Genomic DNA, 25,038 nt, shown 5'->3' with positions numbered 1-25,038 from the left:
ATGCCCGCGAACCTTGTCTCCTCGACAAATCCCGTCGTCCTGATCGGCGCCGGAAATATGGGCGGGGCAATGCTCTCCGGCTGGCTGAAAAGCGGCGTTCCGGGCTCGGCCGTCATTGTCGTCGATCCCGGCCCGTCGGTGGCGATGCTGGCGACAATCAACGAGGCCGGCGCGACCCATGTGATCGCGCCTCCGGCGGATTTGAAGGCAAGCGTGCTGTTTCTCGCGGTCAAGCCGCAGGTAATGGAGACGGTGTTGCCGGCGGTTAAGAGCGCCGTCGGACCGGATACGGTCGTGGTCTCGGTCGCGGCCGGCAAGACGCTCGGTTTCCTCGAAAGGCATCTGGGCAAAGCCGCCATGGTGCGAGCTATGCCAAACACGCCGGCCATAGTCGGGCGCGGCGTTACCGGCGCCTTTGCCAATTCAGGGGTCAGCAATCAGCAGCGAGAGCGTGTTCATTCGCTTCTCAGCGTCTCGGGGCCTGTGGAATGGGTGCCTGCAGAGGCCGATATCGATGCCGTGACGGCGCTTTCGGGCAGCGGTCCTGCCTATGTGTTCTATCTCGTCGAATGTATGGCGGAAGCAGGCCGTAAACTCGGCTTGCAGGCGGACCTCGCCATGCGTCTTGCGCGGGAAACAGTCGCGGGGGCTGGTGAACTCTTGCACCAGTCCCCCGACGACGCTTCGCGGCTACGGCAAAATGTGACCTCTCCCGGCGGCACGACGGCGGCGGCACTCGCCGTGTTGATGTCCGAAAACGGCATGCAGCCTCTGTTCGACGCAGCACTGGCGGCGGCGCGCAAGCGGGCCGAAGAGCTGGCCGGCTGACGGAGACGATATGGCCGAAGAGATCACCTACGCCGATTTCGAGCGTGTCGACATCCGTATCGGTACGATCGTCGAGGCCAGTCCCTTTCCGGAAGCGCGAAAGCCGGCATTCAAGCTGGCGATCGATTTTGGTCCCGAGATCGGCACGAAAAAATCCTCAGCGCAGATCACCGTGCATTACACGCCGGAAAGCCTGATCGGCCGGCAGGTGTTCGGCGTCGTCAATTTCCCGCCACGCCAGATCGGGCCGTTCCGCTCGGAAGTGCTGACGCTGGGCTTCGAGGACGAGAGCGGCGCGATCGTGCTTGCTTCCGTCGAACGGCCGGTGCCGAACGGTAGCAAGATGATGTGACCGTGAGCTCACACCGTTTTATCGGCTTTTCGTCCGATGCGCTCGCCCGGATCTTCACCGGCTCAAATACCCTTTAGAAATGGATTGCTTCGCCGTTCGTCGCCGATGCGGCTGCCGGGGCCGTGGCCGCAGATGAAGCCGACGTCGTCGCCGAGTGGCAGCACCTTGTCGCGGATCGAATCGAGAAGCTGCTGATGATTGCCGCCCGGCAGGTCGGTGCGGCCGATCGAACCGTTGAAGAGCACGTCGCCGAGGTGGGCGAAATTCTGCACCCGGTTGAAATAGATGACATGGCCGGGGGCGTGGCCGGGCGTGTGGTAGACCTCGAATTCGTGGGCACCGAACGCAATCTTGTCGCCATCCTTCAGCCAGCGGTCGGGCAGGGTGTTGCGCAATCCCGATATGCCGTATTTTTCGGCCTGGGTCTCGATCCGCTGCAGCAGCGGCAAGTCGTCCTGATGCGGGCCGACAACGTCGATGCCGAGGGCCTCCTTCAACTCGGTGGCACCGCCGGCATGGTCGAGATGGCCATGCGTCAGCCAGATTTCCTTGATGACCAAACCGTTCTCCGCGATCGATTGCAGGATGAGCGGCACATCGCCGCCCGGATCGACGACGACGCCTTCCTTGGTGTCTGCATCGAAGAAGATCGTGCAGTTCTGTTGGAAGGGTGTCACCGGAATAATGCCGGCCTGGAGCATGCCCATAACTGCCTCGCTTGGTGTCTCGGATGCTCAGGGTATAGTCCGAAACCGTGCGAAGGACAGCCGGAATCTTCTGCCTTAGAGGCGCGTATCACGGCAAAAAGACGCGCTGAAACAAGAATTTATGGATCTCCACCCTGTCGCTGGATGTCATTAAAATCGAATTTTATCCCGAAAATTCAATTGCTTGCCTGAAGCCGCCTGAGCGTAGCGCTTTGCACTGCGGAGCGCATGGGAACATCGTGGAATGCCGCGCGTTGTCAGCCCATCGAAACTAAGGAGACGCTCACATGACCTTGAAGAGAAACATTCTGCTGGCGGGGGCCGTGCTCCTGGCGACCGCTGGCCTTGCGCAGGCGGAGATGACGGCGACGACCGTCAACGATCTCAACGTCCGCGCCGGCCCCGGCCCGCAATATCCGGCAGTTGGTCTTGCCACGCGCGGCTCGACCGCGGTGCTTGATGGCTGCATCGAAGGCAGCCGCTGGTGCCGTGTCGACGTCAACGGCATGCGCGGCTGGGTCTATGCCGATTATCTACAGGTCGACCAAGGCGGCAGCCAGGTCATCGTCGAGCAGCACCGCGCCGAGATCGGCGTTCCCGTCGTGACCTACGAGTCGACCGCCAGTGTCGTCCCAGTTGATCCGCAGCCGGCGCCGGGCGACGAGTTGCTCGGCCCGGTCGGGGCTGTCGAGACCATCACTCCGCCCGAAACGGTCCGCACCTATATCGACACCAATCCCGGCCAGACGGTGCAGCTCGGCGGCGATGTCGTCGTCGGCGCCGAAGTCCCTGGCGACGTCACCTTCCAGACGATCCCGGATTATGGGTACCGTTATACGAGGATCAACGATCGGCCGGTGCTGGTCGATCCCGGTACACGCCGGATCGTCTACGTTTATCAGTGATGTAATCGGCAAAATACAACGGGGCGGTCGGCTGGCCGCCTCGTTTCCAGCCCCTTCTGCTTCATCCCTTGCCTCCCGCATGGGTTGATTTTTTCTTAACGCTTTCCTCCTGAATATGATAAAATGCTAACATGCCGAAGGTTCGGCATATAAACGGCGATCGGGGAGATCGCCAGAGGAGGAAAGTCATGGAAGCCCTACTTCCGCTCGTCACACAGTTGATTGCCGGCGCCATCGGCGGCAATGCCGCGAGCGCCGCCTTAAAGCAGAACGCGATTAACGTCGTCGCCCGTACGATCGCAGGCGCGATCGGCGGTGTCGCCGGCGGCATGCTGCTCAGCATGGTCGGTGGGGAAGCGGCTATGACCGGCCTGATCGCCGACGGCATCGGCGGATTGATTGGCGGCGGCATTCTCTCGACGCTCGCCGGACTGGTCATGGCACGGGCGCATCGGTAAATGCCCGGCCGGCGTTCAGCTCAGCGCCGCGCCTTTTCAGCCGTGCGGCGCCGTAACGCTTTGAATTGCCGGGCGATCGCGTGAAGGATCTTATCCGGCAGCGACTGCCGCCGGATAGACGTCCTTCATGTAGTCGTTCATCAGCGTCTCGGAAATCACCGACGGCGTGAAGCGATGCGGGCCGATCTCGGAAACTGGGGTCACCTCAGCAGCCGAGCCGGTGAGGAAACACTCGCTGAAGCCGGGGAGCTCTTCCGGCAGGATCGCGCGTTCGATGACCTCGATGCTGCGGCGTTTGGCGAGTTCAATGACGGTCTGGCGGGTGATGCCGTTCAGGAAGCAATCCGGGGTCGGCGTGTGAATGACGCCATCCTTGATGAAGAAGATGTTGGGGCCTGTCGCTTCGGCGACCTGGCCGCGATAATCGAGCATCATTGCATCGGCATAGCCCTTGGCTTCGGCGGCGTGCTTGGAAATGGTGCAGATCATGTAGAGACCGGCAGCCTTGGAGGCGCAAGGCGCAGTCTTCGGATCGGGACGACGGTATTCGGCGATATCGAGGCGGATGCCCTTCAGCTTCTCGGTCGGATTGAAATAGCTGCCCCATTGCCAGATGGCGATGGCGACATTGATGCGATTGGCCTGCGCCGAAACGCCCATCATCTCACTGCCGCGCCAGGCGATCGGCCTGACATAGGCATCTTGGAAACCCTGGCGCTTCAAGAGCTCGACGGTCGCCGCGTCGAGTTCCTCGACGGAGTAGGGCACATTGAAGCCGAGGATCTCGGCGGATCTGTGCAGGCGCTGGTTATGTTCGGTGAGCTTGAACACCTGGCCGCCATAGGCGCGCTCGCCCTCGAAGACGGCGCTGGCATAATGCAGGCCGTGCGTCAACACGTGGATCTTGCCGTCCTTCCAGGCGACAAACTCGCCGTTGAACCATATTTCGCCGTCCAGCTGGTCGAAAGGAACTGAAGCCATCCCTAGTCTCCTCCGGCGCTTCAAGCGCCATGCCTGTTGATTGTTGTCCCCATTACGTTTTATCCACAGACGCAAGGGGAAATCGCGTATTGCGTCGGAGTGCAGGACGGGCCTTGGTTTCTGGGGAAATGCCGAGGAATAAAAGTCCGTGCGGGGCTCTCCCAGAGGTCGGAAAGCTAGCCGCGACGCAAATTTATGTCAATAAAGCTGACATATCTTGGCGAAAGTTTCCCGCGGGGTGCGAAGAGAGAAAGGAATGCCGAGTGTCACGACAGACCGGCCCCAAAGCAGGCAAGCCAGAGCCGCTGGCCACGCCGATGGAAGATACTGACATCATCGATTTCGAGATTATCGAACAGTTCTTCTTCGCCTATCGCGACTTCGTTTCCGATCCTGACGCCATCCTCGAAAAGAGCGGCTTCGGCCGGGCCCATCACCGCGTCGTGCATTTCGTCAACCGCAATCCCGGCATGACGGTTGCCGATCTTCTCGATACGCTGAGGATTACCAAGCAGAGCCTTGCAAGGGTGCTGAAACAGCTGATCGATTCAGGCTATATTCGCCAGGTGGCAGGCCCCGAGGACCGGCGGCAGCGCAAGCTCTATCCAACGAAATCGGGACGAGAGCTGGCGCTTGCACTTGCCGAGCCGCAATCGCGCCGCATTGAGCGGGCATTCGATGGGGCTTCTGCGGAGGTGCGGGAGGGCGTAAAAGCTTTCCTCAGGGGAATGCGGGACAGACAGAAGGCGGATTGAATGGCGGTCAAGACAGGTATTTCAGACGATGCGGCGCATCTGCTGGTGGTCGACGACGACTCGCGCATCCGTGCGCTGCTCAATCGTTATCTCGCCGAGAACGGCTTCCGCGTCACTGTCGCCGCCGACGGCGCCGAGGCTCAGCGCAAGCTCGCGGGTCTCGATTTCGACCTGATCATCATGGATGTGATGATGCCCGGCGAATCCGGCATCGACGTCACCCGCGGGCTTCGCGCCATCAAGAACGTGCCGATCATCATGCTGACGGCGCTGGCGGAATCGGGCAACCGGATCGAAGGCCTCGAGGCGGGCGCCGACGACTATCTTTCCAAGCCCTTCGACCCGCGCGAATTGGTGCTGCGCATCAACAACATTCTGCGCCGCAATGCCGGCGGCGAGGGACCGAAGATCGAACAGGTGATGTTCGGCCCCTATACCTTCTCACTCACCCGCAAGGAGCTGAAGAAAGCCAGCGAGGTGATCCGGCTCACCGACCGCGAGCAGGAGATCATGCTGCTCTTTGCACGGCGCGCCGGTGATACGATCCCCCGCCATGAACTGATCGGCAACGACACAGAGGTCGGCGAGCGCACGATCGACGTGCAGATCAACCGGCTGCGGCGTAAGATCGAGGATGATCCGGCCAATCCCGTCTGGTTGCAGACCGTGCGCGGCATCGGATACAGGCTGAGCATCGACTAGATCTGAGGATAGAGGCCAGGACCGGCGCTAATGGTGACGATCGACAGCTTGCGGCGGGAAGACCGCACTTCTGGGCCGGGCTGGCGCTCGATTGCCCGCTGGCTGCGCCGGCGGCTGCCGACCGGGCTTTACGCGCGCTCGCTGCTGATCATCATCATTCCGATGGTGCTGTTGCAATCCGTCGTCGCCGCCGTCTTCATGGAGCGCCACTGGCAGATGGTGACGGAGCGGCTGTCGCTGGCCGTCACCCGCGACATCGCCGCGATCATCGAGATCATCGAGACCTACCCGCAGAATTCGGACTATAACGAGATCATCCGCATCGCCCGCGACCAGCTCAGCCTGCAGATCTCGATCGAGCCGGACGGCGATCTGCCGCCGCCGCGCGTCAAGCCGTTCTTCTCGATACTCGACGGCATCCTCAGCGACGAGATCACCGACGAGATCCACCGGCCTTTCTGGATCGACACGGTCGGCAACTCGAACCTCGTCGAGATCCGCATCAAGCTCGACAACAAGATCCTCAGGGTGCTGACCAAGCGCAGCCAGACCTATGCCTCGAACACACATATCTTCATCGTCTGGATGGTCGGCACCTCGCTGGTGCTGATCGGCATCTCTATCCTCTTCCTGCGCGGGCAGATCCGGCCGATCCTGACCTTGGCGCGAGCGGCCGAAAGCTTCGGCAAGGGGCAGAAGCCCGATAATTTCTATCCGCGCGGTGCCGACGAGGTCAGGCGCGCCGGCCTTGCCTTCATCCTGATGCGCGAGCGAATTGAACGGCAGATCGAGCAGCGCACCGCGATGCTCTCCGGCGTCAGCCATGATCTGCGCACCATCCTCACCCGCTTCAAACTGCAACTGGCGCTCGCCGGCGACAATCCCGACCTGCATGGGCTGAACGACGACGTCAACGATATGCAGGCCATGCTGGAGGCCTACACGGCCTTCGCACGCGGCGAAGTCGAAGAGGATGTCGGCGAGCTGAAACTCAGCGAGATCTTCGTAAAGCTGGAATCCGATTTCGCTCTGCACGGCAAGACATTCAGCTATTCCATCGAAGGCGATGACGACATATCCGTCAGGCCGAATGCTTTCATGCGTCTCGTCACCAACCTGGCCTCGAATGCCCGCCGTTATGCCGGCAGGCTCGACATCGAAGCCAAGCACAATGCCAAATGGCTGACCGTCATCTTCGACGATGACGGACCGGGTATTCCGGAAAAGAACCGCGAGGACGTTTTCAAGCCGTTCTTCCGACTGGACGCGGCGCGTAACCTCGATGCGTCGGGCACCGGCCTTGGCCTTGCGATTGCCCGCGACATCGCCCGCAGCCACGGCGGCAACGTCACCCTCGCCGACAGCCCGCTCGGCGGACTGAGGGCAACGATCCGCATCCCTGCTTAGAACGGGTTTTGGTTGTCGGCAACGGTCGGCAGCTTCACGGCTTTGCGTGCATCGAATGCATCCAGATGTTCGACGATCCAACGCCAGAGGCCAGCGACCTGCATGAGGAGGTCGCGTCCGAGCGGCGTCAACTCATATTCAACGCGCGGCGGCACTTGCGGATAGAGCGTGCGGATGATGAGGCCGTCTCTTTCGAGGGTGCGCAGCGTCTGCGTCAGCACCTTTTGGCTGATGCCCTCGACCCTTTCCATAAGGCGCGAGAAGCGCAGGGGTGCGCCCGCACCGGAGAGCACGTGCAGGATGCGCAGCGGCCATTTCGACGCCGCCCGCTCGATCAGTTCGCGGGCGCGCGCATCCTGTTCATCCGTCATGCTGCTGCAGAAATCGAACATGTCGCTCGGCAAGTCAGTTACCTCAAGGTGCGTATAGATCGCCAGGGTACCTTCTTTCGATCGGATACGATAGACCATACATGAGCCGGGAACCAAAGAAGGAAAGGTTTCCGATGTCCAAGGTCTGGTTGATTACAGGGAGTTCGCGCGGTCTCGGCCGAGCGTTGGCGGAGGCGGTTTTGGCCTCCGGCGACAATCTGGTGGCGACGGCGCGCGATCCGGCCCAACTTGCCGATCTGTCCGAGCGATATGGCGGCCAGGTGCTGACGGTCGCGCTCGACGTGACCGACGAGACGGCGGCCACGGCAGCGGTCGAGGCCGGTGTGAAGCGGTTCGGACGCATCGACGTGCTTGTCAACAATGCCGGCTACGGCAATGTCTCCTCGATCGAAGATACCAGCCTTGCCGATTTCCGGGCGCAGATCGAGGCCAATCTGTTCGGCACGATCATCATGACCAAGGCGGTCATCGCCCTGATGCGCGAACAGGGGGCAGGGCATATCATCCAGTTCTCATCCGTCGGTGGCCGGATCGGACCTGCCGGGCGCGGCGCCTATTCGGCAGCGAAATTCGGTGTCGAGGGCTTTTCCGAGGTGTTGGCGAAAGAGGTCGCGCCATTCGGCATCAGGGTGACGGTGATCGAGCCCGGCGGCTTCAGGACCGATTTCGCCGGCGCCTCGACGGTGCTTGCCGAAGGGCGGCAGGACTATGCGGAGACGGTCGGCGCTACCGTGCGCTTCCAGCGTGAGTATAATGGTCGCCAGCCCGGAGATCCTGCCAAAGCGGCTGCGGTGGTCATCCATATCGCCGGCCTCGATGCAGCACCGCTCCGGCTGCTGCTCGGCAGCGATGCTGTCCGCAATGTCGAGAAAGCGGATGCCGCGCGTATCGACGCTGATCGGGAATGGCGCGCGGTCAGCGTCTCGACCGATTTCGAACCCGATGCCGATATGCTTTGAGAAAAATTCGCTGACGGATCACAAAAGAAAGTGCCGCTCGAAAGCGGCGCCTGGCATCAGCGATGATAATGCATGTCGCCCGGAAGTGTGCAGCGGTTCCGGGATAGCATGCACAATAGCAAAAGAGCGTCGCGTGAATTTAGTTTGAAGCGACGCGCTTTAGAGAGATCAGCCGGCGGTACAGAAATGGCTGCGGCCGTCATTGCCGATATAGGTGCCGCTACGCGAATCGAAAGAGCGGTAGCGGTAAGAGCAGTAACGCTCCCACTGCGGCGACCAGGGCTCCACCGACGTGCGGACCGGTGCATAGTATCGCGGCTGCTCGACATATTGCGGCTGCTCGACATAGACGCGACGCGGGGCGCGATAGACCGGAGCGGGCTCGTAATAATCCGGCTCGTAAGCCGGGTCGATGTAGCGGCGCTCTTCGTATGCAGGACCGTTATTGGTATTGGCGATGGCCGAACCGACGATCAGGCCGGTCGCGAGACCAAGGGCGCCGCCGACGAGCGCATCGTTGCCGTTGTGATGGTGCCAATGACGGTCGCCGGCCGATGCATCGCCAATGGCGGAGAGGGTAAGCGCAGCAGCCGTTGCCGTCAGCATAAGAGTTTTTACGAGCCTGTTCATCAGCGTAGGTCCTAATCGCGGGAACCGAACGCCGGTTCCTTTCTCGATGGTGGCAGTCCTATAGATTGGTGGCTGAACGAAGGCTGAACGACAAAACCCGGCATCGCTGCCGGGCATCAACTCGAATTCGACAGCCTTGTTAAGAGGTTCAGCCCGCAATCTGCAGATTGACGGCCTTGGGGCCCTTGCCGCGGCGATCCGGCTCCGTGTCGAAGCTTACCTTCTGGTTTTCCGTCAGACCGGCCAGCCCGGAGGCTTGAACGGCAGAAATGTGAACGAAGATATCGGCGCCGCCCCGGTCCGGCTTGATGAAGCCGAAGCCTTTGTCGGTATTGAAGAATTTTACAGTGCCAGTCTCTGCCATGCGTCAGGTCCCTTTTCTCTCTGCCCGCCATCCACACGGGCAGCATCATAGCATTGCCTCCTTGCAGGAGGTGTAGGCAGGCAATTCTTGAAATGTGAGAAAAAGGTCCCCTCTACCTCGGCCTGTTCCAGGCAGGACTTCGCCCGCCATCTTCGGAACCGGCTGACCGGAATATTAGCGTTCCCGGCGCGCAAATACTTAAGGACTTCCCATGCTCGCAAAATGCCCGAACGCGCTGAGAATGCTGCGGTTAAAGGATTTTGGCAAGCAAAAGTTTTTAGCGTGCCGTGCGGCGCGCACCCCTGCGAATATCCAATTTGCGCAAAAACGCAAAATTTTCTTCGAAGATAGAGGAATGATTAACGTTTTATATCGTCTGCAATATAAGTTCGGAGCAGATTTTCCCAATAATGCAACGTGAACGCGTCTTTACGCATCCGATAAATTTTTTCTCAACGCGTGACTCACCCGCATTTCGACGCGTGTTCAGGTGACTGGCAGGCGTCGCCGGGCAAATCCAGGCACGAGTTCGACCACAAGCATAGCGATAAACATCAGCGCGCAACCTGCATAGCCGGTCACTGGCATCGTCTCGCCCAGCAGCAGGGCTGCGAGCGAGGCGCCGAAGAGCGCTTCGGCGGAGAGGAAGATCGCTGCCTGCGAGGGTGTGGTGTAACGCTGGGCGATCACCTGCAGCACGAAGGCCAGGCCCGAGGAGAAGATGCCGACATAGACGATCTCAGGTGCCGCGGCCCGTATCGCAGAGAGGCTGATCGGTTCGACGATTGCGGCAATGACAAGCGCGCAGATTGCGGTGACGGCGAATTGCGTGGCCGAGAGGGCGAGCGGCCGTCCGGTCGCAGAAACAGTCGTGCCGGCAAGGGTGATCTGGATTGCCCAGAAGCCGGCGCAGACCATTGTCAGGAGGTCGCCTGATGTAAGGGCCGAGAGGTGATCGCCTGACAAGAGATAGATGCCGGTGACAGCCATCAGCCCCCCCGGCCAGATGATCCAATGCGGGGCACGACGCAGGAAGAACACGGCGATCAGCGGCACGAAGACAACATAGAGGCCGGTGATGAAGCTCGAATTCGTCACAGTCGTCGTCTGGAGCCCGACCTGCTGCGTGGCTGCGCCGCCGAAAAGCGCAAGGCCGGTCAGAATATAGAGTTTCGCATGGCGTGCGCTGGTCTTCACCTTGGAGTTGAGCGCTTCGAAAACGACGAAAGGCAGCACGGCCAGCGTCGCGACGGTGAAACGCAGGGCAATGAACCAGAAGGGGCCGATCGCCTTCATCGCCGTCGATTGCGCGACGAAGCCGCCACCCCAGATGGCGGCTGCAAGCAACAGCAGAAGGTTCGCCTGAGCGCGCGTCATGTCGTCCTCGATGGGGAAGGAATGTGCCCCAGCGGTTAGCAGTTGCGTTTCCTTTCGGCAAGGGTGCAGACTATGTTGCCGGTTGGCGGAGGTGACAGCATGCAACGCGACGAAGGCCGGCTGGCCGGCGAAATGGCGGCGATGCCCGGGACGGCAGGCTATTCTGGCACGCCGCTCGCCAAGAAGCTCGGCCTCGCGCGCGGCCAGGCGGCTGCTCTTCTCGGCGTTCCCGAAACGATTGGCGAGATCTATGGCTTCGACGGCTTTGCCTCGGTCGCCCTTGCGCTTCCCGAAACGCCTCGGCGGGCGTTTGACTACATGCACCTGTTTACGACCGAGCGAGCGACGTTGGAGGCTTTCGCGTCCGCGCTTTTTCGTGTTCTGAGACCGGATGGCATCCTCTGGATCTCCTGGCCGAAGAAGAGTTCGCGGGTGCCGACGGACGTCACCGAGGATGTGCTACGAGAGATCCTCCTTCCGACCGGCCTTGTTGACGTCAAGGTCTGCGCCGTCGATGAGGTCTGGTCCGGACTGAAATTTGTTATCCGCAAGGAGTTACGTGGCGCGTTGTGATCTTTCAGCCGTTATTGGCCTCAGCGCGCGAAACCCTGAGCAGCGATCCGCTGTCCTCGTCCGTCACCATCAGCAGCGCGCCGTCGGGTGCGACGACGACATCGCGGATCCGGCCGTATTCACCCTCGAACAGGCGCTCTTCGGCGACGAAGGCGCCGCTTTCGTCGCGCTGCATGCGCGAAAGCAGCTGAAACTTCAGCGCCGCGACGAGGAAATTGCCGTCCCATTCCGGGAACATGGCGCCGCGGTAGACCGTGAGCGCACCAGGGGCAATCGACGGATCCCAGTAATGCAGCGGCTGTTCCAGCCCTTCCCTCGCGGTGCCTTCGCCGATTTCCGCACCCGAATAGTCGCGGCCATAGGTGATGATCGGCCAGCCGTAATTCTTGCCTGCCTCAGGCTGGTTGATTTCGTCACCGCCGCGCGCGCCGTGTTCGACGGTGTAGAGCTTGCCGTCCTTGGTATCGAAGGTGATACCCTGCGGGTTGCGGTGGCCCTTCGACCAGATTTCCGGCAGCGCCTTGCCGCCGTCCTTGAATGGGTTGTCGGCCGGGATGCTGCCATCGGCATTGATGTGGATGATCGAGCCGGCATCATCCTGCCAGTCCTGCGAGCGGTCGCGGTCGCCACGGTCGCCGACGCTGATGAACAGCGAACCATCACGGGCTATGGCGATGCGCGAGCCGTACTGGATATTGCCGGAGGTGAAGCGCCGCATGGTGAAAACAGGCGTTACGGCGCCCAGTCTCTTCTCGTCAGCGGAAAGCGTGGCGCTGAAGGCTTCAGTGCCAGAGCCCTGTGCATTGGCGATGGCGGCGGTGAAATAGATCCTTCTAGATGTCGCAAAGTCCGGGGCGAGCGCCACGTCCATCAGGCCGCCCTGGCCACGGGCGCTGACCGTGGGCACGCCGCCGATCGGGTCGGAGATATTGCCATCGCGGATGATGCGCATGCGGCCGGGCCGCTCGGTGACGAGATAGGCGCCATCGGGCAACACCTCGACCGCCCAGGGATGCTCGAGGCCCTTGGCGAGATTGTCGACACGAACGGCGGGACCCTGCGTATTGACGGTATCGGCCGCATCGGCGGACACGGCGCCGAACAGGAACAGCGCTGCTGCGAAATGGAAGGCGGATATTCTCTTCATCTTGCTTCCCCGGTCATCTCTCCCGTCCGAACGTGGAGCGGGCAGGGGAGAGCTTCAACCCTCATTCGACCTGCAATAACGGCTTTGTGTTTACCGGTTGAACGGAGCCGGTCGCCCGGCCGTCGATCAGTTCGGCCTTCGCCTTCAGCAGGAAACCGTCGCCGATCAGCGCCAGGCCGTAAACGGCAAGACCGGCAATAGCAAAGACGATCGCCCGTTCGGTCGAGGAAAGACGCCAGAGGAAAAAACCTTTCCTTTGCCGCGTCTTCGGCATGTCGTGGGTCGTGGCTAGGGCAAGTTCCAGATAGGTCGGAAGCGGCTCGAATTCACTCGCTCCCTCATTCTCAACTGTAGCGGGCCTATCGACCATCGCGCTTGGCTCCGATCATGACGATGTCCTTGAGGCGACGACGCCAGACTGCCAGCCCGCTTGCCGCCGTCAGCGCCAGGAGCAGCATGGTGAGCCCATGCGTAATCTGCTCGTCGGCGCGCATCGCCGCCTGCGGCAGGTTCACGGTCGAGAACTTCTGCGCGATCATAGTGGTGGCCCTGGCGATCGGCTCGGAGACATCGATTGCGACGTCGGCCTTCAGCCATGGCGCTTCGACATAGAAGCCCGGCTCCTTCGACGGAAAGAGCAGCGAACCGCTGTTGACGTCGTTCGGTCGGACAAGTGCTGCAAGTTGGCTGGATGTCTGCTGCGTCTCGGCGGCGCGCGCGGCGGAGGCAATACCCAATGTTGCGGCTACGCAGGCAACAAAGGCGGTGACGACGACAAGAAATGAAACGGAGATCCGGCGCATGCGCCCGATGGCAAACTCATCTTCCAGAACCATTGGCGACCCTCAATAACCAATTTCGCAGACCGGAATGATGCGGCTTCGATCTCGGCGCGCTCGCGACCGAATTGCGGCGGTGTGCGGCATTTGTTGCGGCTTATTGGTGGCGATGACGAAAACCGACGATCTCTTTGTTTTCAAAAGACATCGGCGACGAAAACGCGATTCGGGGATCAGGTCGCCTGGCCCCGCCTTGCCGGCCTTCGCAGGCGGAGTGCCGCTGAACCGTCCGAGACGCTATTTCTATCCAAGACCCATGGCCCAGAAGGTCACGGCTCTCATGGACGGGTGATCCTATAAACCAGCAAATCGTCCGAATCGACAAGCTTGGTTGCGGTCTTGTCCAGATAGTCGATGACCCCATCATGATGCTCGACGAACCGCCGGTCCTGCTTGTCGACGGCATTCTTGGCCGCGCCGAACAGATCGGCGCCCTGCGCGCGCAGTTCCTCGAGCTGCGCGATCGCGGTGGCGTCATCCGCGACGAATTTCGACCATTCGACATCGCCTCCGCCAGGCGGGAACACCCAGCCGCGCGCCCTGCTGTAGTAGACTGCGACGGGATCGCCGACCTCGGGCGCGATGGCGACTACGAGGTCGCCCGGTTGCGCCAACCGCGCCAGTTCCTCGCCAAGCAGCTTGCCCTTCATGGCGATTGGCTTCTTCATCGTCCTGACAAGGGGCAAGGTCGACCAGGCAAGCGCGACGGCCACGATGCAGATCGAGCGAAACACCACCGCCGGCGTTGGAACGGTTCTGGAGGCAAGCGTTGCCAGAAGAAGCGCGCCGTGGCCGCAGAACATCGCGACCGGCACATGGAAGATGTGGAAGTTCCACACATTGCTGGTGATCTCGCCCGCCGCCGCCAGATAGAGGATCATGGCCGCAGCCAGCCACACATAGGGAATGGCCGAAAGGGTGCGTTGCTTCGGGTCTTCGGCGGGCCTGGGTGGCATCCACAAGCCGACCGCGAGCAGCACCATGAACGGATAGCCGTAGAACCACAAGACCGAGGTGTTCCATAAGGATTGGAAGTAGAACCTGTCCCTGACGTATGTCCAGAAGCCGTAATCCCAGATATAACCGCCACTGCCGGCGAAATGAAACGGCGGATAGCTGCGGCCGAGATAAATCGCCCAGCTGAAATAGGCGCCGACGACGGCCAGGCTCAAAAGCCCAGACAGGAAGACCCAGGTCGCCTGCTTTCGCTTCTTCTCCAGAATCCAGCAGACCATCAGATAGAAGATGACGGCGCCGGCGGCGAGGCCTGGTGGCTTTGACAGCGCGCCGAGCGAGAAGCTGACCGTGGCGAGTGGCAAGAGCCAGCCGCTGCCGCCGGCCCAGAATTTGGCGAATAGCCAGATGCCAACGGTCACCAAGGCCAGCATCGCGGGATCGGGAAGAAACGAGCTGTCGATCATGATCGCCGCCGGCATCAGCGCGTAGGCAAGTGCCGCCGCGTGGGCGTGCATCTCGTCCCAGCATAGCGCCGTTAGTCTGTGCAGCGAAAACACCGTCACCAGACCGAAGAAGGCCGCAACCATGCGGCCGAACCAGTCGTGCCAGCCGAAGAGTTGATAGAGCAAGGCTGTGAGATAGCTGACGATCTGGAACTCGCGGCCCTGATAGCTTGGCCCGGGCCCGGTCCAACTGACCTCCGGAAAGAAGATGTTCCAGCTGCGGTGCTGGAAATTGTCGGCCATCATGGCGGTGCTTATCTCGCGCCAGCTGAAGCCGTCGACCAGCGGCAAGGTGATCTTGTGGAACCTGAAGACGATCGCAATAAACAGGATCCCCAGCAAGATCGCCGTGTTGAGGCTCAGATAGTTGCGAAAAGCCATGTCCCGGTCGGTCATCTGCTGCGGGTAGTGCTGACCTTCGGCCTGGTTCATTTCCGGGTCGTCGGTCATCTGAAAACCGCGTCCCTTCCGACGCCCGGCACGGCGCGATACGCGCCGGCATCGGATCGAGAGGAAGATTGGGTTGAGCGGGATCTCGCCGACGGCGCGGTCGGCTGCGGGGCGGCTCGTAGCCATCACCGAGCAGCGGTTTGGAAGGCTTGCGGGGCGGCTTTGTCATGACGGCAGTTCATCACCAATGCCTTAAAAAGCAATTCGCCCAGATTGATTATTGACTCCATTCCTCAGGACCGGCGTGATGTCGAAGGTCAGGTCGGATGCCGGCGATAATCTTGAACTCCTCGACATGCTCGCGGATGACTTCGAGCGGCAGCTTCCAAAACAGATAAATCCCGATGTTCTCAAGAGATTGACTCAAGAGTTGCGCGTAGCGCTTCGACTGCGCGCTGCAAGCCTTGCCGAAAAGGGCGGCGACCCGCTCGCCGATGTGGCGAAACGATCAATAAGAATCATTGCCTCCATCACGCCTTTGCGCTTGAAATGCCATCATACATTGGACATAGAGCTAGGCGCAGAACTCCGGTCCCGGCTTTCTGCCCGTTTCAACCATTAGGACCGATATCATGGCTTTCCTTGCCGACGCTCTTTCCCGTGTGAAGCCTTCAGCCACCATCGCCGTTTCCCAGAAAGCGCGCGAGCTGAAGGCAAAAGGACGTGACGTGATTGGCCTCGGCGCGGGCGAGCCGGATTTCGATACACCCGAGAATATCAAGAAGGCCGCCATCGACGCGATCAACCGCGGCGAGACGAAGTACACGCCGGTTTCCGGGATTCCCGAATTGCGCAAGGCGATCGCTGCCAAGTTCAAGCGTGAAAACGGCCTGGAATATACCTGGGAGCAGACGATCGTCGGCACCGGCGGCAAGCAGATCCTGTTCAACGCCTTCATGGCGACGCTGAACCCCGGCGACGAAGTGGTCATCCCGGCGCCTTACTGGGTTTCCTATCCGGAGATGGTTGCGCTATGCGGCGGCACGCCAATTTTCGTTTCGGCCACCCAGGAGCATGACTTCAAGCTCCAGGCGGCAGATCTCGAAAAGGCGATCACACCGAAGACCAAGTGGTTCATCTTCAACTCGCCGTCCAACCCGACGGGTGCTGCCTATACGCAGGACGAGCTGAAGGCGCTGACCGACGTACTGATGAAGCATCCGCATGTCTGGGTACTGACCGACGACATGTACGAGCACCTGACCTATGGCGACTTCAAGTTCGTCACGCCTGTCGAAGTCGAGCCGAAACTCTACGACCGCACGCTGACGATGAATGGCGTCTCCAAGGCCTATGCGATGACCGGCTGGCGTATCGGCTATGCCGCAGGCCCGATCCAGCTCATCAAGGCGATGGACATGATTCAGGGTCAGCAGACCTCGGGGGCGACGTCGATCGCCCAGTGGGCGGCTGTCGAAGCGCTGAACGGCACGCAAGACTTCATCCCTGAGAACAAGAAGATCTTCGAAGGCCGTCGCGATCTCGTCGTTTCGATGCTAAACCAGGCCAAGGGCATCGTCTGCCCGGTGCCGGAAGGCGCTTTCTACGTCTATCCTTCCTGCAAGGGCTTGATTGGCAAAACCGCACCCTCTGGCAAGGTCATCGAGACGGACGTAGATTTCGTTTCTGAGCTCCTGGAATCCGAAGGCGTTGCCGTCGTTCAAGGCTCGGCCTTCGGCCTCGGCCCGAACTTCCGCATCTCCTATGCAACGTCGGAAGAGCAGCTCGAGGAAGCCTGCCGCCGCATCCAGCGCTTCTGCGCCGCTTGCAGGTAAGCGGACTGCGATAAGATCGATCGAAGGCCTGCCGGTGACGGCGGGCCTTTTTTGTGGCGACGTTGACGATGTGGCTGCATGTGGCTACATTTGAAGCGTGAAGACCGTTTCGATCCGCGACGCGAAGAACCGGCTGACCGAGCTTGCCCGCGAGGTCGAGCAAGGCGAAACCATTGTTGTGACGCGGAACGGCCGGCCGGTGTTCGATCTGGTGCCACATCAGAAACGCGGCGGTTTGAACCTGGAAGCTGGTCAGGCCTATCTTCGCTCACGAGGCATTTCCAATCCCGTCCCGTTCATCGCAGATGATTTTGACGATCCGCTGCCCGAGGATTTTCTCCTGAAGCCGTTGTCGTAACCATGCAGCTTCTCCTTGATACCCATATCGTTCTCGCGATCCTGCGCAAGGACGTCGGACATCGGTTCCGGGAGATCGCGGCGCTGCTTGGTGACAGCAAGACCGTGGGTTTCGTCAGTGTTGCAAGTCTTTGGGAGACGGCGATAAAGGCTCGGCTGGGAAAGCTGGATCCTGGCATGCCGCTCGAAGACATCGCGCGATCTCTTGAGGAAATAGGGCTGATACTGCTGCGGATCGAAATTCAGCACGTCATCACTGCCGCCGACCCCGAGCCGGAGACGCGCGATCCCTTCGATCGAATGCTGCTGGCGCAGTGCAAGGTCGAGGGGCTGCAGCTAGCGACGGTCGACCGGTTGCTCGTCGGCCATCCGCTGGCGGTGCGATTATAGGCTCATATCCCGATTCAACGCCTTGCGGCCTTGATTCCGCTTCGCCTCGCAAGTCGTTGAATTCAGATTCAAAACGTGACGCAGAGTGACTGTTCGGCGGGTGATCTGCGGTTGCGGGGCGGCGCCAAACCAACTAGATATCCGGCATTAAGTTTAAGTTGCCGCTTTGGGAGGCCGGGATTTTGCAGCAGAGTGCGGTGATCGTCTGTTCGGATGTCAACATGCTGCCGGCCGCCTGCTGCACCCTGCTTTCCGTCAAGCGCAATCTGGGGGCTTCGCCAGCGGAGTTCCTGCTTCTCGGCATCGACCTCAAGCCGAGCGAAATCGCCGAGGTTGGAAATTTCGCGCGGCTGCACGATATGGCGATCACCGTGCTGCCCTATAATACGCCGGAAACTGCAAAGCAGGCGCGAGGCCGCTGGTCGGCCGCGACACTGGCGCGGCTCTACATGGATCTGCATATTCCCGATCATATCGAGCGCCTGCTTTACCTGGACGCCGACGTGCTGGCGGTGGCACCCGTCGACGAACTCTTCACCAGAGATTTTCGAGGCAAGGCGCTTGCCGCGGTCGACGATTATGTCATGGCCTTTCCTGAGAAGGCCGGCGCGCGGCAGCGAAAGATCGGCATGCGCGAGGGCGGCCGGTATTTCAATGCCGGCGTGCTGCTGTTCGATTGGTCGGCCTGCCGGGCGAAGGGGCTCTTTGCCAGGACACGGGAGATATTCGAGGAGCGGTCGCATCTTTTCGAGAATAACGACCAGGATGCGCTGAACGTCAGCTTCGACGGCGACTGGCTGGCGCTCGATCCGCGCTGGAACACGCAGACGGGCCTCCTGCCTTTCGTGGGCCGGCCGGCGATCTTTCATTTCACCGGCCGGAAAAAACCGTGGCAGGCGACCGTTCCCTGGGTGCACCGGCAGATGGCCAGGCGTTATATCGAGGATCTGCGAGACACGCCCTGGGCTTCCTTCTGCAGACAGCCGTCGATGACGGGCCGGGTGGCGGGCTTTCTCTCGCATATGGGAAAGCAGATCGGCGGGCTGACGCGGCTGGCACGGATGCGCGCCTATTTCAGCAACAGCTAGTAAGGCGCGTCCTTGGAAAGTGCATGTGAGCCGATATGGAATCGATCCCCAGCGATATCAACACCGTGGCCGCAGCAGATGACGGATTGCATTTCCTCACGCCGGAAGCGTGGAAAGCGCTGCTGTCGCGCTATTCCCACATCGTGCTGGTGGCAAACAGCGAGGCGGTCGATTTCGAGCAGCTGCGAAGCGAGTTGCCGGAGACGGCGCTCTACGTCTTCTTCAATAATGTCTACAAGGTGCTCGACGAACCCTTCGCCGGCCATGCGGTGCTGGTTGCCCGCAGCGGCGTGATGGGCGCCAATATCGTCCACCGGCGCGAGGCTGCGGATGTCCTGCGCTTCTTTGCCGGCGACAATTTTCTGGGCGTCGTCAATATTCGCGTTTCTCCCGAGGAAAACTTCAGCGAGGAGAGCCGCTTCAACGGCGCCAGAGCCCGTCACCTTGATCTGACGCAGATGATCGGGGATCTCTATCCGACAGGCAAGATCGCGACGAGCGGCTTTGCGCTGGCGCTCTGGCTCGCCGAGCTGCAACTGCCGGGCAAGATCCTGCTTGCCGGCTTTTCGGCAAAGAGGAGCGAGAAGTGGAAGGTCTTCGACGTGCACGATTGGACGTTCGAGCAGATATTCCTGCGTCTCTTTGCCAGGATGGGCACGATCTCGATGATGGGTGGTGTCGATACGAGCCCCTATGCGGCGCTCGCCAAACGATTTCCACAGCTGCCGCCGATCGAGATTGCGATGACGGCGGCCGAGGTTCTGTCGGAGCGACTTCACAATGCCAACAGCCAGATCGACAGGCTGATGTCCGTCACCAAATCCATCCGGGCCGTCGAAGGTTTCTTCCGGCGCTTCAAGCCGAAAACCCGTAAGCAGCGTTTCCTCGAAAAGTCGAAGGAATAATGGTCGCAGGTCCGTGCTGACAGGCGTGAGCTGCCAAGAAGGCTGTTCGAATATCGGCTTCAGCGCGCCGCCGTCAAAGCCCCAGCCCCGTCAGCATGACGAAGGTGGCGAAGAGGATGAAATGGGTCATGCCTTCGATAGCGTTGGTCTCGCCGTCGTTAAGATTGATCGCGGCGGCAATCAAGGTGATCGTCACCATCACCGTCTGCACCGGGGTCATCGCCATGATGAATGGCTGACCGGTATAGAGTGCGATGGCCTCCATGACCGGCACCGTCAGGATCACCGTCGAGAGCGAGGCGCCCATGGCGATGTTGACCGTCGCCTGCATGCGGTTCCTGAGGGCTGCCCTCAAGGCGGTGAGAATCTCGGGGGCGGCTGAAATCGCCGCGACGACGACGGCGGTCACCGCGATCGGCGCGCCGCTGTCGCGCAGACCCTCGGTCATGAGTGTGGCCATGAACTCCGCCAGCAGGCCGATGATGACGACGCCGACCAGAATGGTGGCGATCGAGATTGCGGTCGATTCGTCGGGACCATGCTCGTCCGGACTTTCTTTCTTCCGTTCGGAGCGCGGATAGCTGTAGCTGAAGAAATAGCTGTGCTGGCCGACCTGCATGCGCAGGAAGAGGCCGTAGAGCGCAATCATCGCGACGATGGTGAAGGCGGAATAATAGTGCCATTTGTCGCCGGGCACGAATTCCGGCACGATCATCGAGATGCCGATGGCGGTGAGGATCATCACGCCGTAGGTCTTGCCCGAATTGTCGTTGTAGGGCTGTTCACCATGCTTGAGGCCGCCGAGCAGGGCGGCGAGACCCAGAATGCCGTTGATATCGAGCATCAGGGCGGAATAGATCGTGTCGCGCACCAGTGCCGGCGAACTCTCGCCGCTCATCATGATGGCGAGGATGATGACCTCGACGGCGACGGCCGACAGCGTCAGGATCATCGTGCCATAGGGATCGCCAACCTTGACGGCGAGCAGCTCGGCGTGATGGGCAACTCGGATCGAGGCGAGAACGATGGTGCCGACCAGGGCGGCGGCCGCGATCAGGGCGATGCCGCGTCCCATCTCGATCACCGCGTGTTCCAAGAAATAGGCGATCGCTGCAACGACAAGTGCCGCGACCAGAAACTTCTCTTCTTTCAAGCGTGATGCAATCCCCAAGCTTCAGCTCCTGTCCCGATCCATGCGTTTTATCTAAGTCACTGATTCCGCATATCAAGCAAGCATCGATCCAGTCCCATTTGCAGTCTTCGGCGTTTAATGGAATACTGATGTCATCGGGGCCGAAAAGCAGATCGCGGCGTCCTCGAATTCTCGTCAAGCGGCCGCGATGATCCGGATCCTGTCCGGAAGCGTGCGAATGCGCAACAAGAAGATGAGGAGGTGAATGCATGATCAAGGTGGTCTACGAAGTCGTGCCGCATGACGGCGGTTGGGCCTACCGGCTCGGAGGCGTCTATTCCGAGGCATTCCCGACCCATGCCGAGGCAGTGGAAGCTGCGCGTATCGTCGCGGCCGAACAGCAGGTCGGCGGCGATTCCGCCGAGATCAGTTGGCAGGACGAGAACGGCAAGTGGCATGAGGAATATGCCGAAGGCGGCGACCGGCCGGAAACCGAGGTGGTGGACGGCCAGTGGAAGGACCGCTCGGCCGAGGCCTCGCAAGGCATCTGAAGCCTAATCGTCGTCCGTTAAGCCCCGCGCGACGATCGCGTCGACGAATTCGCGCTTATGCGCAGTATAGCGATTGCCGTCCATCCTGAATTCGGCTGCCAGCCTGCGTTTGAGCGCGGCATAATCGGCCGCCGCCTGCGGATGCATGATGAGATAATCCCGAAAAGCGAGCCTGTTTCGATGCGTGCCATTGCCGAGCAGGCCGAGGTAGACGCGCTCCCGCGGCACGGAACCTCGTGATAAAAATGCCCAGACCTCGTCGTCGTAACGATTGCCGCGCGGTTCGTAGCCTTCTGCCAGAAGCACATCGGTGGCATCCTCGATGTGCCCGAGGCCGGGAAGAACGATGTCGATATCGATCAGCAGTTTGGCACTCATGCCCGATATGGACGTGCTGCCGATGTGGTCGATGGAGAGCGCCTGCGGCAGCAAGACGAGTAACCTGTCGCGGATGCGCCGAAACGCCTCTGGCCATTGCGGATCGTAGGGCACGAGTTCAACCGGATCGTGGGTCATCATCTTCTTCCGCTACAGCGCCGCGCGTCCGATAGGACAGGTTCTAAAGCGCGTCGCGATCTTCAGATTCGCCCCTCGCGCTTTAGGTCTTTGTTTTTACGCATGTCGTTAGCGCAAAACCGCTGAACACTTTTGCGCGACATGCTTTAGATGCTCAATCACGTTGAATTTGCGCAAGATTCTTTGCGAAAATCGATTCCGGATTTGGAGCTTATGTGCTGGTCGAATATCGGTGATAGTCCTGAAGCCCCTTGACCAGTGCGTCGAAGGTGGCGCGACAGCGCGGCGAGGTCTTCAGGCTCTCATGCATCGCCACCCACGTGCCGAGCGGTAGGCCGAAAGCATCGGGTAGCACGTGCACCAGATCGGGGTTTTCACGTGCAAGCCCGACTTGGCAGAGGCCGATGCCGACGCCGGCGCGGACCGCGGCAAGCTGGGCGAGATTGCTGTCGGTCCTGTAGGAGAAGTGGATGCCGGGAACCGCGTAGCGCTTCATCACCATACGGACATAGGCCGTCTGCCGGTCGAAGCCGATGAGCCGGTGGTTTGCGAGGTCAGCCAAGGTTTGCGGAATGCCGTATCGTTCGAGATAGCGGCGATGGGCATGGAAGCCGAGCGGGATATCGCCAATGCGACGCACGACGAGCGCACCCTGCTGCGGCTCGGCCATGCGCACGGCGATATCGGCCTCGCGGTTCACCAGGTCCTCTATCGTATCGGAAGCCGACAGCTCGATCTGGAGTTCGGGATATGTCTCCTGCAGCCGTCCAAGAAGCCCAGGCAGCACTTCGATGGCGATGACCTCGCTGGCGCTGATCCTGACGGTTCCAGCCACGCGATCGCGCTCGCCGGATGCGGTGCGCAAAAGGGCGGCAGTGGTTGCCGCCAGCGTCTCGGCATAGGGTCTCAGCGCCAGTGCGGCGTCGGTCGGCAATAGCCCGTTCGGGGATCGAGTGAAGAGTTCGGCGCCGATTGCCATTTCCAGTGCGTCGACATGACGACCTATGGTCGGCTGCGTCAGCCCCAGTTCGCGGGCGGCGGCCGAAAGCGACCCTTGCTGGAGCACGGTCAGGAAACTGCGGTAGAAATCCCAGCTCGGTTCAGCGATCATGTATTTTTGTATAGCAGCTGCATTTATTTCGTCAATTTTGTTTATCTCCTCCCGGTGGCATAGTCCTTTTATCGGATCGATGGAGATGATTGTCATGAACAGCAAAATGAACACGACGGCGCTCATTCTCGGCGCCACCGGCGGCATCGGCGGAGCGGTTGCCCGCAAGCTGCTTGCCCGCGGCTGGCGCATCCGGGCGCTCAACCGTGATGCCGCCAAGGCGTCGAGGCGCGAGCCGGCTTTCGAATGGATGCAGGGCGATGCGATGAATGCCGGCGACGTGTTGAGGGCGGCTGAAGGCGTCGACCTGATCGTCCACGCCGTCAATCCGCCCGGTTACCGCGACTGGGAAACGCTGGTGCTGCCGATGCTCGACAATAGCATTGCCGCTGCTCGCGCCGTCGGCGCGCGCATCGTGCTGCCGGGCAACGTCTACAATTTCGGCCCCGATGCCCTGCCGGCGCCGACGGAAGATAGCCCGCAGCATCCGGTGACGAAGAAGGGGCTAGTCCGTGTCGAAATGGAGAAGCGGCTGAAGGCGGCGTCGCAATCCGGCGCGGGCGTCATCATCGTCAGGGCCGGGGATTTCTTCGGTCCGGGTGCGACTGGAAACAGCTGGTTCTCATCCGGCCTGGTGACGCCGGGCAAGCCGGTCGGCACGATCAAGAATCCGGGACGGCACGGCGTCGGCCATCAGTGGGCCTATCTGCCCGACATGGCGGAAACAATCGCTCGGCTTGCCGAGCGGGCCGATCGGCTGCCGCCCTTTGCCGTCTATCATATGGAAGGCTTCTGGGATGCGGATGGCATGCAGATGGCCGAAGCCATCAAACGTGTCGCCGGCGGCAAGGCGAAAATCGGCGGCTTCCCCTGGTGGATCGTGCCGCTGGCGGCGCCGTTTGTTGCTGTGATGCGGGAGATCAGGGAGATGCGCTATCTCTGGAAGGTGCCGTTGCGGATGAGGAACGGCAAGCTGGTTGCCGAACTCGGCAAAGAGCCGCAGACGCCGATCGACGAGGCGGTCAGGGCTTCGCTCGTGGCGCTCGGCTGCCTGCCTGAATCGCATCGTGACATGATGACCGGCTTGATCGCGCCTTCGCATGAGAATGCGGGTTAGGCCTCTAATTCAGCGAGGGCGAGCCGGGCGACTGTCAGAGCCGTCTCCGCCTGCCGCGTGTCTGTGTCGCCGAGGAACCAAGCGGCGGAAAGGCCGGAATAGGCCGCAATCCATCGCAGCAGCCGTTTTGACTCCAGCCTGGCCTCGGCCGAAACGACGGTGAGCTGGCGGCGGAAACGGGCGGGATCGGTGATAACAGGCAGGTCCTCATTGGCGAAGATATTGGCGAAATCGAAGCCGCGCTCGCCATGGAGCCGTTTCGGATCAATCGCCAGCCAACCACGCGCCTCGAAGTCGAGAATGTTGTCGTGATGAATATCGCCATGCAGGACGGTGAGGTCGCGCTGGTCGGCAAGCAGGGCGTCGGCAATCGCTGAGCAATTGGCAAGCGTGCCGCCATGTTTTTTGGCTGCCGGTTCCAGATCGCGGAACCAGTGGGCGAGGGGCACGGGATCAGGAAGCGGTTTTTCGCGCGGCGCATGCAGCCGTGCCGCCGTTCGGCAGAGGATGCGGCTCGCCTCGTCGTCCTCGCCGTTCATCGCCATGGCAAGCAGCGAGCGTTTTCCCATCGCCCTTTCCAAAAGCACGGCGTCGCCTTCCTGGGCATAGACATGGGCTGCGCCATCACCCGCCCACCATTGCATCAACAGCGCGCCGTATCGTTCGTCAATATCGGCCGCCACTTTCAGCATGGCGGGCCTGTCCTGCCAAAGGACTGGCAGCAGGCGGCTTGAATGGGTGATGATGGGTTCGCCGTCGGCAATCAGCGACCAGCGATCAAGATGGGGAGCGAACATGATGGCACCCTAC

30 protein-coding genes and 3 pseudogenes are annotated in these 25,038 nt (G+C 60.9%); 18 read left to right on the top strand and 15 right to left on the bottom strand.

What is annotated here, in order from left to right; translation table 11 throughout:
• Together proC and HJB84_RS10250 are read left to right on the top strand one after the other, a co-directional pair.
• Positions 1-828: a pyrroline-5-carboxylate reductase gene (gene proC, locus HJB84_RS10255; protein ID WP_221115855.1), complete on the top strand. Its 828-nt coding sequence runs from the start codon at positions 1-3 to the stop codon at positions 826-828.
• Positions 829-838: 10 nt separating this feature from the next.
• Entirely contained in the window at positions 839-1,180 is a 342-nt protein-coding gene (locus HJB84_RS10250; protein WP_207581271.1) for a tRNA-binding protein, read from the top strand.
• A 62-nt stretch (positions 1,181-1,242) separates the two neighbouring features.
• On the opposite strand, the gene HJB84_RS10245 is transcribed toward HJB84_RS10250, so the two are convergent.
• On the bottom strand, positions 1,243-1,887 hold the full coding sequence (locus HJB84_RS10245) for an MBL fold metallo-hydrolase (protein WP_207581270.1): 645 nt from the start codon (positions 1,885-1,887) through the stop codon (positions 1,243-1,245).
• Positions 1,888-2,174: 287 nt separating this feature from the next.
• Between HJB84_RS10245 and HJB84_RS10240 the strand changes: the two genes are divergently transcribed.
• Together HJB84_RS10240 and HJB84_RS10235 are read left to right on the top strand one after the other, a co-directional pair.
• Entirely contained in the window at positions 2,175-2,792 is a 618-nt protein-coding gene (locus HJB84_RS10240; protein ID WP_207581269.1) for a DUF1236 domain-containing protein, read from the top strand.
• Positions 2,793-2,980: 188 nt separating this feature from the next.
• Positions 2,981-3,250, top strand: coding sequence for a hypothetical protein (locus HJB84_RS10235; RefSeq protein WP_207581268.1), 270 nt, complete (start codon positions 2,981-2,983; stop codon positions 3,248-3,250).
• Between the two features lie 90 nt (positions 3,251-3,340).
• Here the strand turns inward: HJB84_RS10235 and HJB84_RS10230 are convergent, their stop codons facing one another.
• Positions 3,341-4,231: a branched-chain amino acid aminotransferase gene (locus HJB84_RS10230; RefSeq protein WP_207581267.1), complete on the bottom strand. Its 891-nt coding sequence runs from the start codon at positions 4,229-4,231 to the stop codon at positions 3,341-3,343.
• Between the two features lie 263 nt (positions 4,232-4,494).
• On the opposite strand from HJB84_RS10230, the gene HJB84_RS10225 reads away from it, so the two are divergent.
• From HJB84_RS10225 to HJB84_RS10215, 3 genes are read left to right on the top strand one after another with little or no spacing between them, the layout of a single operon-like run.
• Positions 4,495-4,986, top strand: a complete 492-nt coding sequence (locus HJB84_RS10225; protein WP_207581266.1) for a MarR family winged helix-turn-helix transcriptional regulator — start codon at positions 4,495-4,497, stop codon at positions 4,984-4,986.
• The gene (locus HJB84_RS10220) at positions 4,987-5,688 is read left to right on the top strand and encodes a response regulator (RefSeq protein WP_003581129.1); all 702 of its coding nucleotides are present in this window, start codon (positions 4,987-4,989) and stop codon (positions 5,686-5,688) included. It begins immediately after the preceding gene.
• A gap of 30 nt (positions 5,689-5,718) precedes the next feature.
• Positions 5,719-7,095, top strand: a complete 1,377-nt coding sequence (locus tag HJB84_RS10215) for an ATP-binding protein (protein ID WP_207581265.1) — start codon at positions 5,719-5,721, stop codon at positions 7,093-7,095.
• Here the strand turns inward: HJB84_RS10215 and HJB84_RS10210 are convergent.
• Complete coding sequence (locus tag HJB84_RS10210) at positions 7,092-7,565, bottom strand: helix-turn-helix domain-containing protein (RefSeq protein ID WP_207581264.1); 474 nt, start codon at positions 7,563-7,565, stop codon at positions 7,092-7,094. The two genes, HJB84_RS10215 and HJB84_RS10210, sit on opposite strands and share 4 nt — an antisense overlap.
• A gap of 35 nt (positions 7,566-7,600) precedes the next feature.
• Here HJB84_RS10210 and HJB84_RS10205 point away from each other — a divergent pair, with 35 nt between their 5' ends.
• Entirely contained in the window at positions 7,601-8,446 is an 846-nt protein-coding gene (locus HJB84_RS10205) for an oxidoreductase (protein WP_207581263.1), read from the top strand.
• A 168-nt stretch (positions 8,447-8,614) separates the two neighbouring features.
• On the opposite strand, the gene HJB84_RS10200 is transcribed toward HJB84_RS10205, so the two are convergent.
• Together HJB84_RS10200 and HJB84_RS10195 are read right to left on the bottom strand one after the other, a co-directional pair.
• Entirely contained in the window at positions 8,615-9,076 is a 462-nt protein-coding gene (locus HJB84_RS10200) for a BA14K family protein (protein WP_207581262.1), read from the bottom strand.
• A 148-nt stretch (positions 9,077-9,224) separates the two neighbouring features.
• Positions 9,225-9,440 (bottom strand): cold-shock protein, encoded by a 216-nt coding sequence (locus HJB84_RS10195; protein ID WP_003561293.1) that lies wholly within the window; start codon positions 9,438-9,440, stop codon positions 9,225-9,227.
• Between the two features lie 211 nt (positions 9,441-9,651).
• On the opposite strand from HJB84_RS10195, the gene HJB84_RS10190 reads away from it, so the two are divergent.
• On the top strand, positions 9,652-9,861 hold the full coding sequence (locus tag HJB84_RS10190) for a hypothetical protein (protein WP_207581261.1): 210 nt from the start codon (positions 9,652-9,654) through the stop codon (positions 9,859-9,861).
• 65 nt (positions 9,862-9,926) lie between these two features.
• Here the strand turns inward: HJB84_RS10190 and HJB84_RS10185 are convergent, their stop codons facing one another.
• Positions 9,927-10,817, bottom strand: a complete 891-nt coding sequence (locus HJB84_RS10185; protein WP_207581260.1) for a DMT family transporter — start codon at positions 10,815-10,817, stop codon at positions 9,927-9,929.
• A 99-nt stretch (positions 10,818-10,916) separates the two neighbouring features.
• On the opposite strand from HJB84_RS10185, the gene HJB84_RS10180 reads away from it, so the two are divergent.
• The gene (locus HJB84_RS10180; RefSeq protein ID WP_207581259.1) at positions 10,917-11,390 is read left to right on the top strand and encodes a DUF3052 domain-containing protein; all 474 of its coding nucleotides are present in this window, start codon (positions 10,917-10,919) and stop codon (positions 11,388-11,390) included.
• Positions 11,391-11,394: 4 nt separating this feature from the next.
• Here the strand turns inward: HJB84_RS10180 and HJB84_RS10175 are convergent, their stop codons facing one another.
• From HJB84_RS10175 to HJB84_RS33520, 5 genes and pseudogenes are all read right to left on the bottom strand, one after another.
• Complete coding sequence (locus HJB84_RS10175; protein ID WP_207581258.1) at positions 11,395-12,537, bottom strand: PQQ-dependent sugar dehydrogenase; 1,143 nt, start codon at positions 12,535-12,537, stop codon at positions 11,395-11,397.
• A gap of 127 nt (positions 12,538-12,664) precedes the next feature.
• A pseudogene (locus HJB84_RS10170) lies at positions 12,665-12,907 on the bottom strand (class GN sortase); the annotation flags it as partial.
• A gap of 151 nt (positions 12,908-13,058) precedes the next feature.
• Positions 13,059-13,373: pseudogene (locus HJB84_RS10165) on the bottom strand (marine proteobacterial sortase target protein); the annotation flags it as partial.
• Positions 13,374-13,654: 281 nt separating this feature from the next.
• Complete coding sequence (locus tag HJB84_RS10160; protein WP_221115854.1) at positions 13,655-15,286, bottom strand: glycosyltransferase family 39 protein; 1,632 nt, start codon at positions 15,284-15,286, stop codon at positions 13,655-13,657.
• Positions 15,287-15,308: 22 nt separating this feature from the next.
• Positions 15,309-15,455 (bottom strand): annotated as a pseudogene (locus HJB84_RS33520) (ATP-dependent DNA ligase); the annotation flags it as partial.
• 78 nt (positions 15,456-15,533) lie between these two features.
• On the opposite strand from HJB84_RS33520, the gene HJB84_RS10155 reads away from it, so the two are divergent.
• The 6 genes from HJB84_RS10155 (at position 15,534) to HJB84_RS10130 (ending at position 19,801) form a co-directional block, all read left to right on the top strand.
• On the top strand, positions 15,534-15,848 hold the full coding sequence (locus HJB84_RS10155) for a hypothetical protein (RefSeq protein ID WP_207581257.1): 315 nt from the start codon (positions 15,534-15,536) through the stop codon (positions 15,846-15,848).
• A gap of 10 nt (positions 15,849-15,858) precedes the next feature.
• Positions 15,859-17,061 (top strand): pyridoxal phosphate-dependent aminotransferase, encoded by a 1,203-nt coding sequence (locus HJB84_RS10150; RefSeq protein WP_207581256.1) that lies wholly within the window; start codon positions 15,859-15,861, stop codon positions 17,059-17,061.
• Between the two features lie 97 nt (positions 17,062-17,158).
• Positions 17,159-17,419, top strand: a complete 261-nt coding sequence (locus tag HJB84_RS10145) for a type II toxin-antitoxin system Phd/YefM family antitoxin (protein WP_221115853.1) — start codon at positions 17,159-17,161, stop codon at positions 17,417-17,419.
• A gap of 2 nt (positions 17,420-17,421) precedes the next feature.
• Positions 17,422-17,808 carry a type II toxin-antitoxin system VapC family toxin gene (locus HJB84_RS10140; RefSeq protein WP_207581254.1) on the top strand — a complete coding sequence of 129 codons (387 nt, stop codon included), beginning with the start codon at positions 17,422-17,424 and terminating at the stop codon, positions 17,806-17,808.
• Positions 17,809-17,990: 182 nt separating this feature from the next.
• Positions 17,991-18,896, top strand: a complete 906-nt coding sequence (locus HJB84_RS10135; protein WP_221115852.1) for a glycosyltransferase family 8 protein — start codon at positions 17,991-17,993, stop codon at positions 18,894-18,896.
• A gap of 35 nt (positions 18,897-18,931) precedes the next feature.
• On the top strand, positions 18,932-19,801 hold the full coding sequence (locus HJB84_RS10130) for a 3-deoxy-manno-octulosonate cytidylyltransferase (protein ID WP_221115851.1): 870 nt from the start codon (positions 18,932-18,934) through the stop codon (positions 19,799-19,801).
• Positions 19,802-19,874: 73 nt separating this feature from the next.
• Here the strand turns inward: HJB84_RS10130 and HJB84_RS10125 are convergent, their stop codons facing one another.
• Positions 19,875-20,972, bottom strand: a complete 1,098-nt coding sequence (locus HJB84_RS10125; protein WP_221115850.1) for a calcium:proton antiporter — start codon at positions 20,970-20,972, stop codon at positions 19,875-19,877.
• 230 nt (positions 20,973-21,202) lie between these two features.
• Between HJB84_RS10125 and HJB84_RS10120 the strand changes: the two genes are divergently transcribed.
• Positions 21,203-21,484: a DUF2188 domain-containing protein gene (locus HJB84_RS10120; protein ID WP_164013504.1), complete on the top strand. Its 282-nt coding sequence runs from the start codon at positions 21,203-21,205 to the stop codon at positions 21,482-21,484.
• A 3-nt stretch (positions 21,485-21,487) separates the two neighbouring features.
• Here HJB84_RS10120 and HJB84_RS10115 read toward each other — a convergent pair whose 3' ends face one another.
• Both HJB84_RS10115 and HJB84_RS10110 read right to left on the bottom strand, forming a co-directional pair.
• A complete protein-coding gene (locus HJB84_RS10115; protein WP_221115849.1) occupies positions 21,488-22,003 on the bottom strand; it encodes a GrpB family protein in 516 nt (171 codons plus the stop codon).
• A gap of 208 nt (positions 22,004-22,211) precedes the next feature.
• On the bottom strand, positions 22,212-23,111 hold the full coding sequence (locus tag HJB84_RS10110) for a LysR family transcriptional regulator (protein WP_207581249.1): 900 nt from the start codon (positions 23,109-23,111) through the stop codon (positions 22,212-22,214).
• 94 nt (positions 23,112-23,205) lie between these two features.
• Between HJB84_RS10110 and HJB84_RS10105 the strand changes: the two genes are divergently transcribed.
• On the top strand, positions 23,206-24,228 hold the full coding sequence (locus HJB84_RS10105) for an NAD(P)H-binding protein (protein ID WP_221115848.1): 1,023 nt from the start codon (positions 23,206-23,208) through the stop codon (positions 24,226-24,228).
• On the opposite strand, the gene HJB84_RS10100 is transcribed toward HJB84_RS10105, so the two are convergent.
• Positions 24,225-25,025, bottom strand: coding sequence for an aminoglycoside phosphotransferase family protein (locus HJB84_RS10100; RefSeq protein ID WP_221115847.1), 801 nt, complete (start codon positions 25,023-25,025; stop codon positions 24,225-24,227). The genes HJB84_RS10105 and HJB84_RS10100 overlap by 4 nt on opposite strands.
• Positions 25,026-25,038: the final 13 nt, after the last annotated feature.

The organism is Rhizobium sp. NZLR1b (assembly GCF_019685155.1).
GTDB lineage: Bacteria > Pseudomonadota > Alphaproteobacteria > Rhizobiales > Rhizobiaceae > Rhizobium.
Note: the sequence above shows the minus strand (reverse complement) of the source record. Positions and strands in the feature narration are given on the sequence as shown.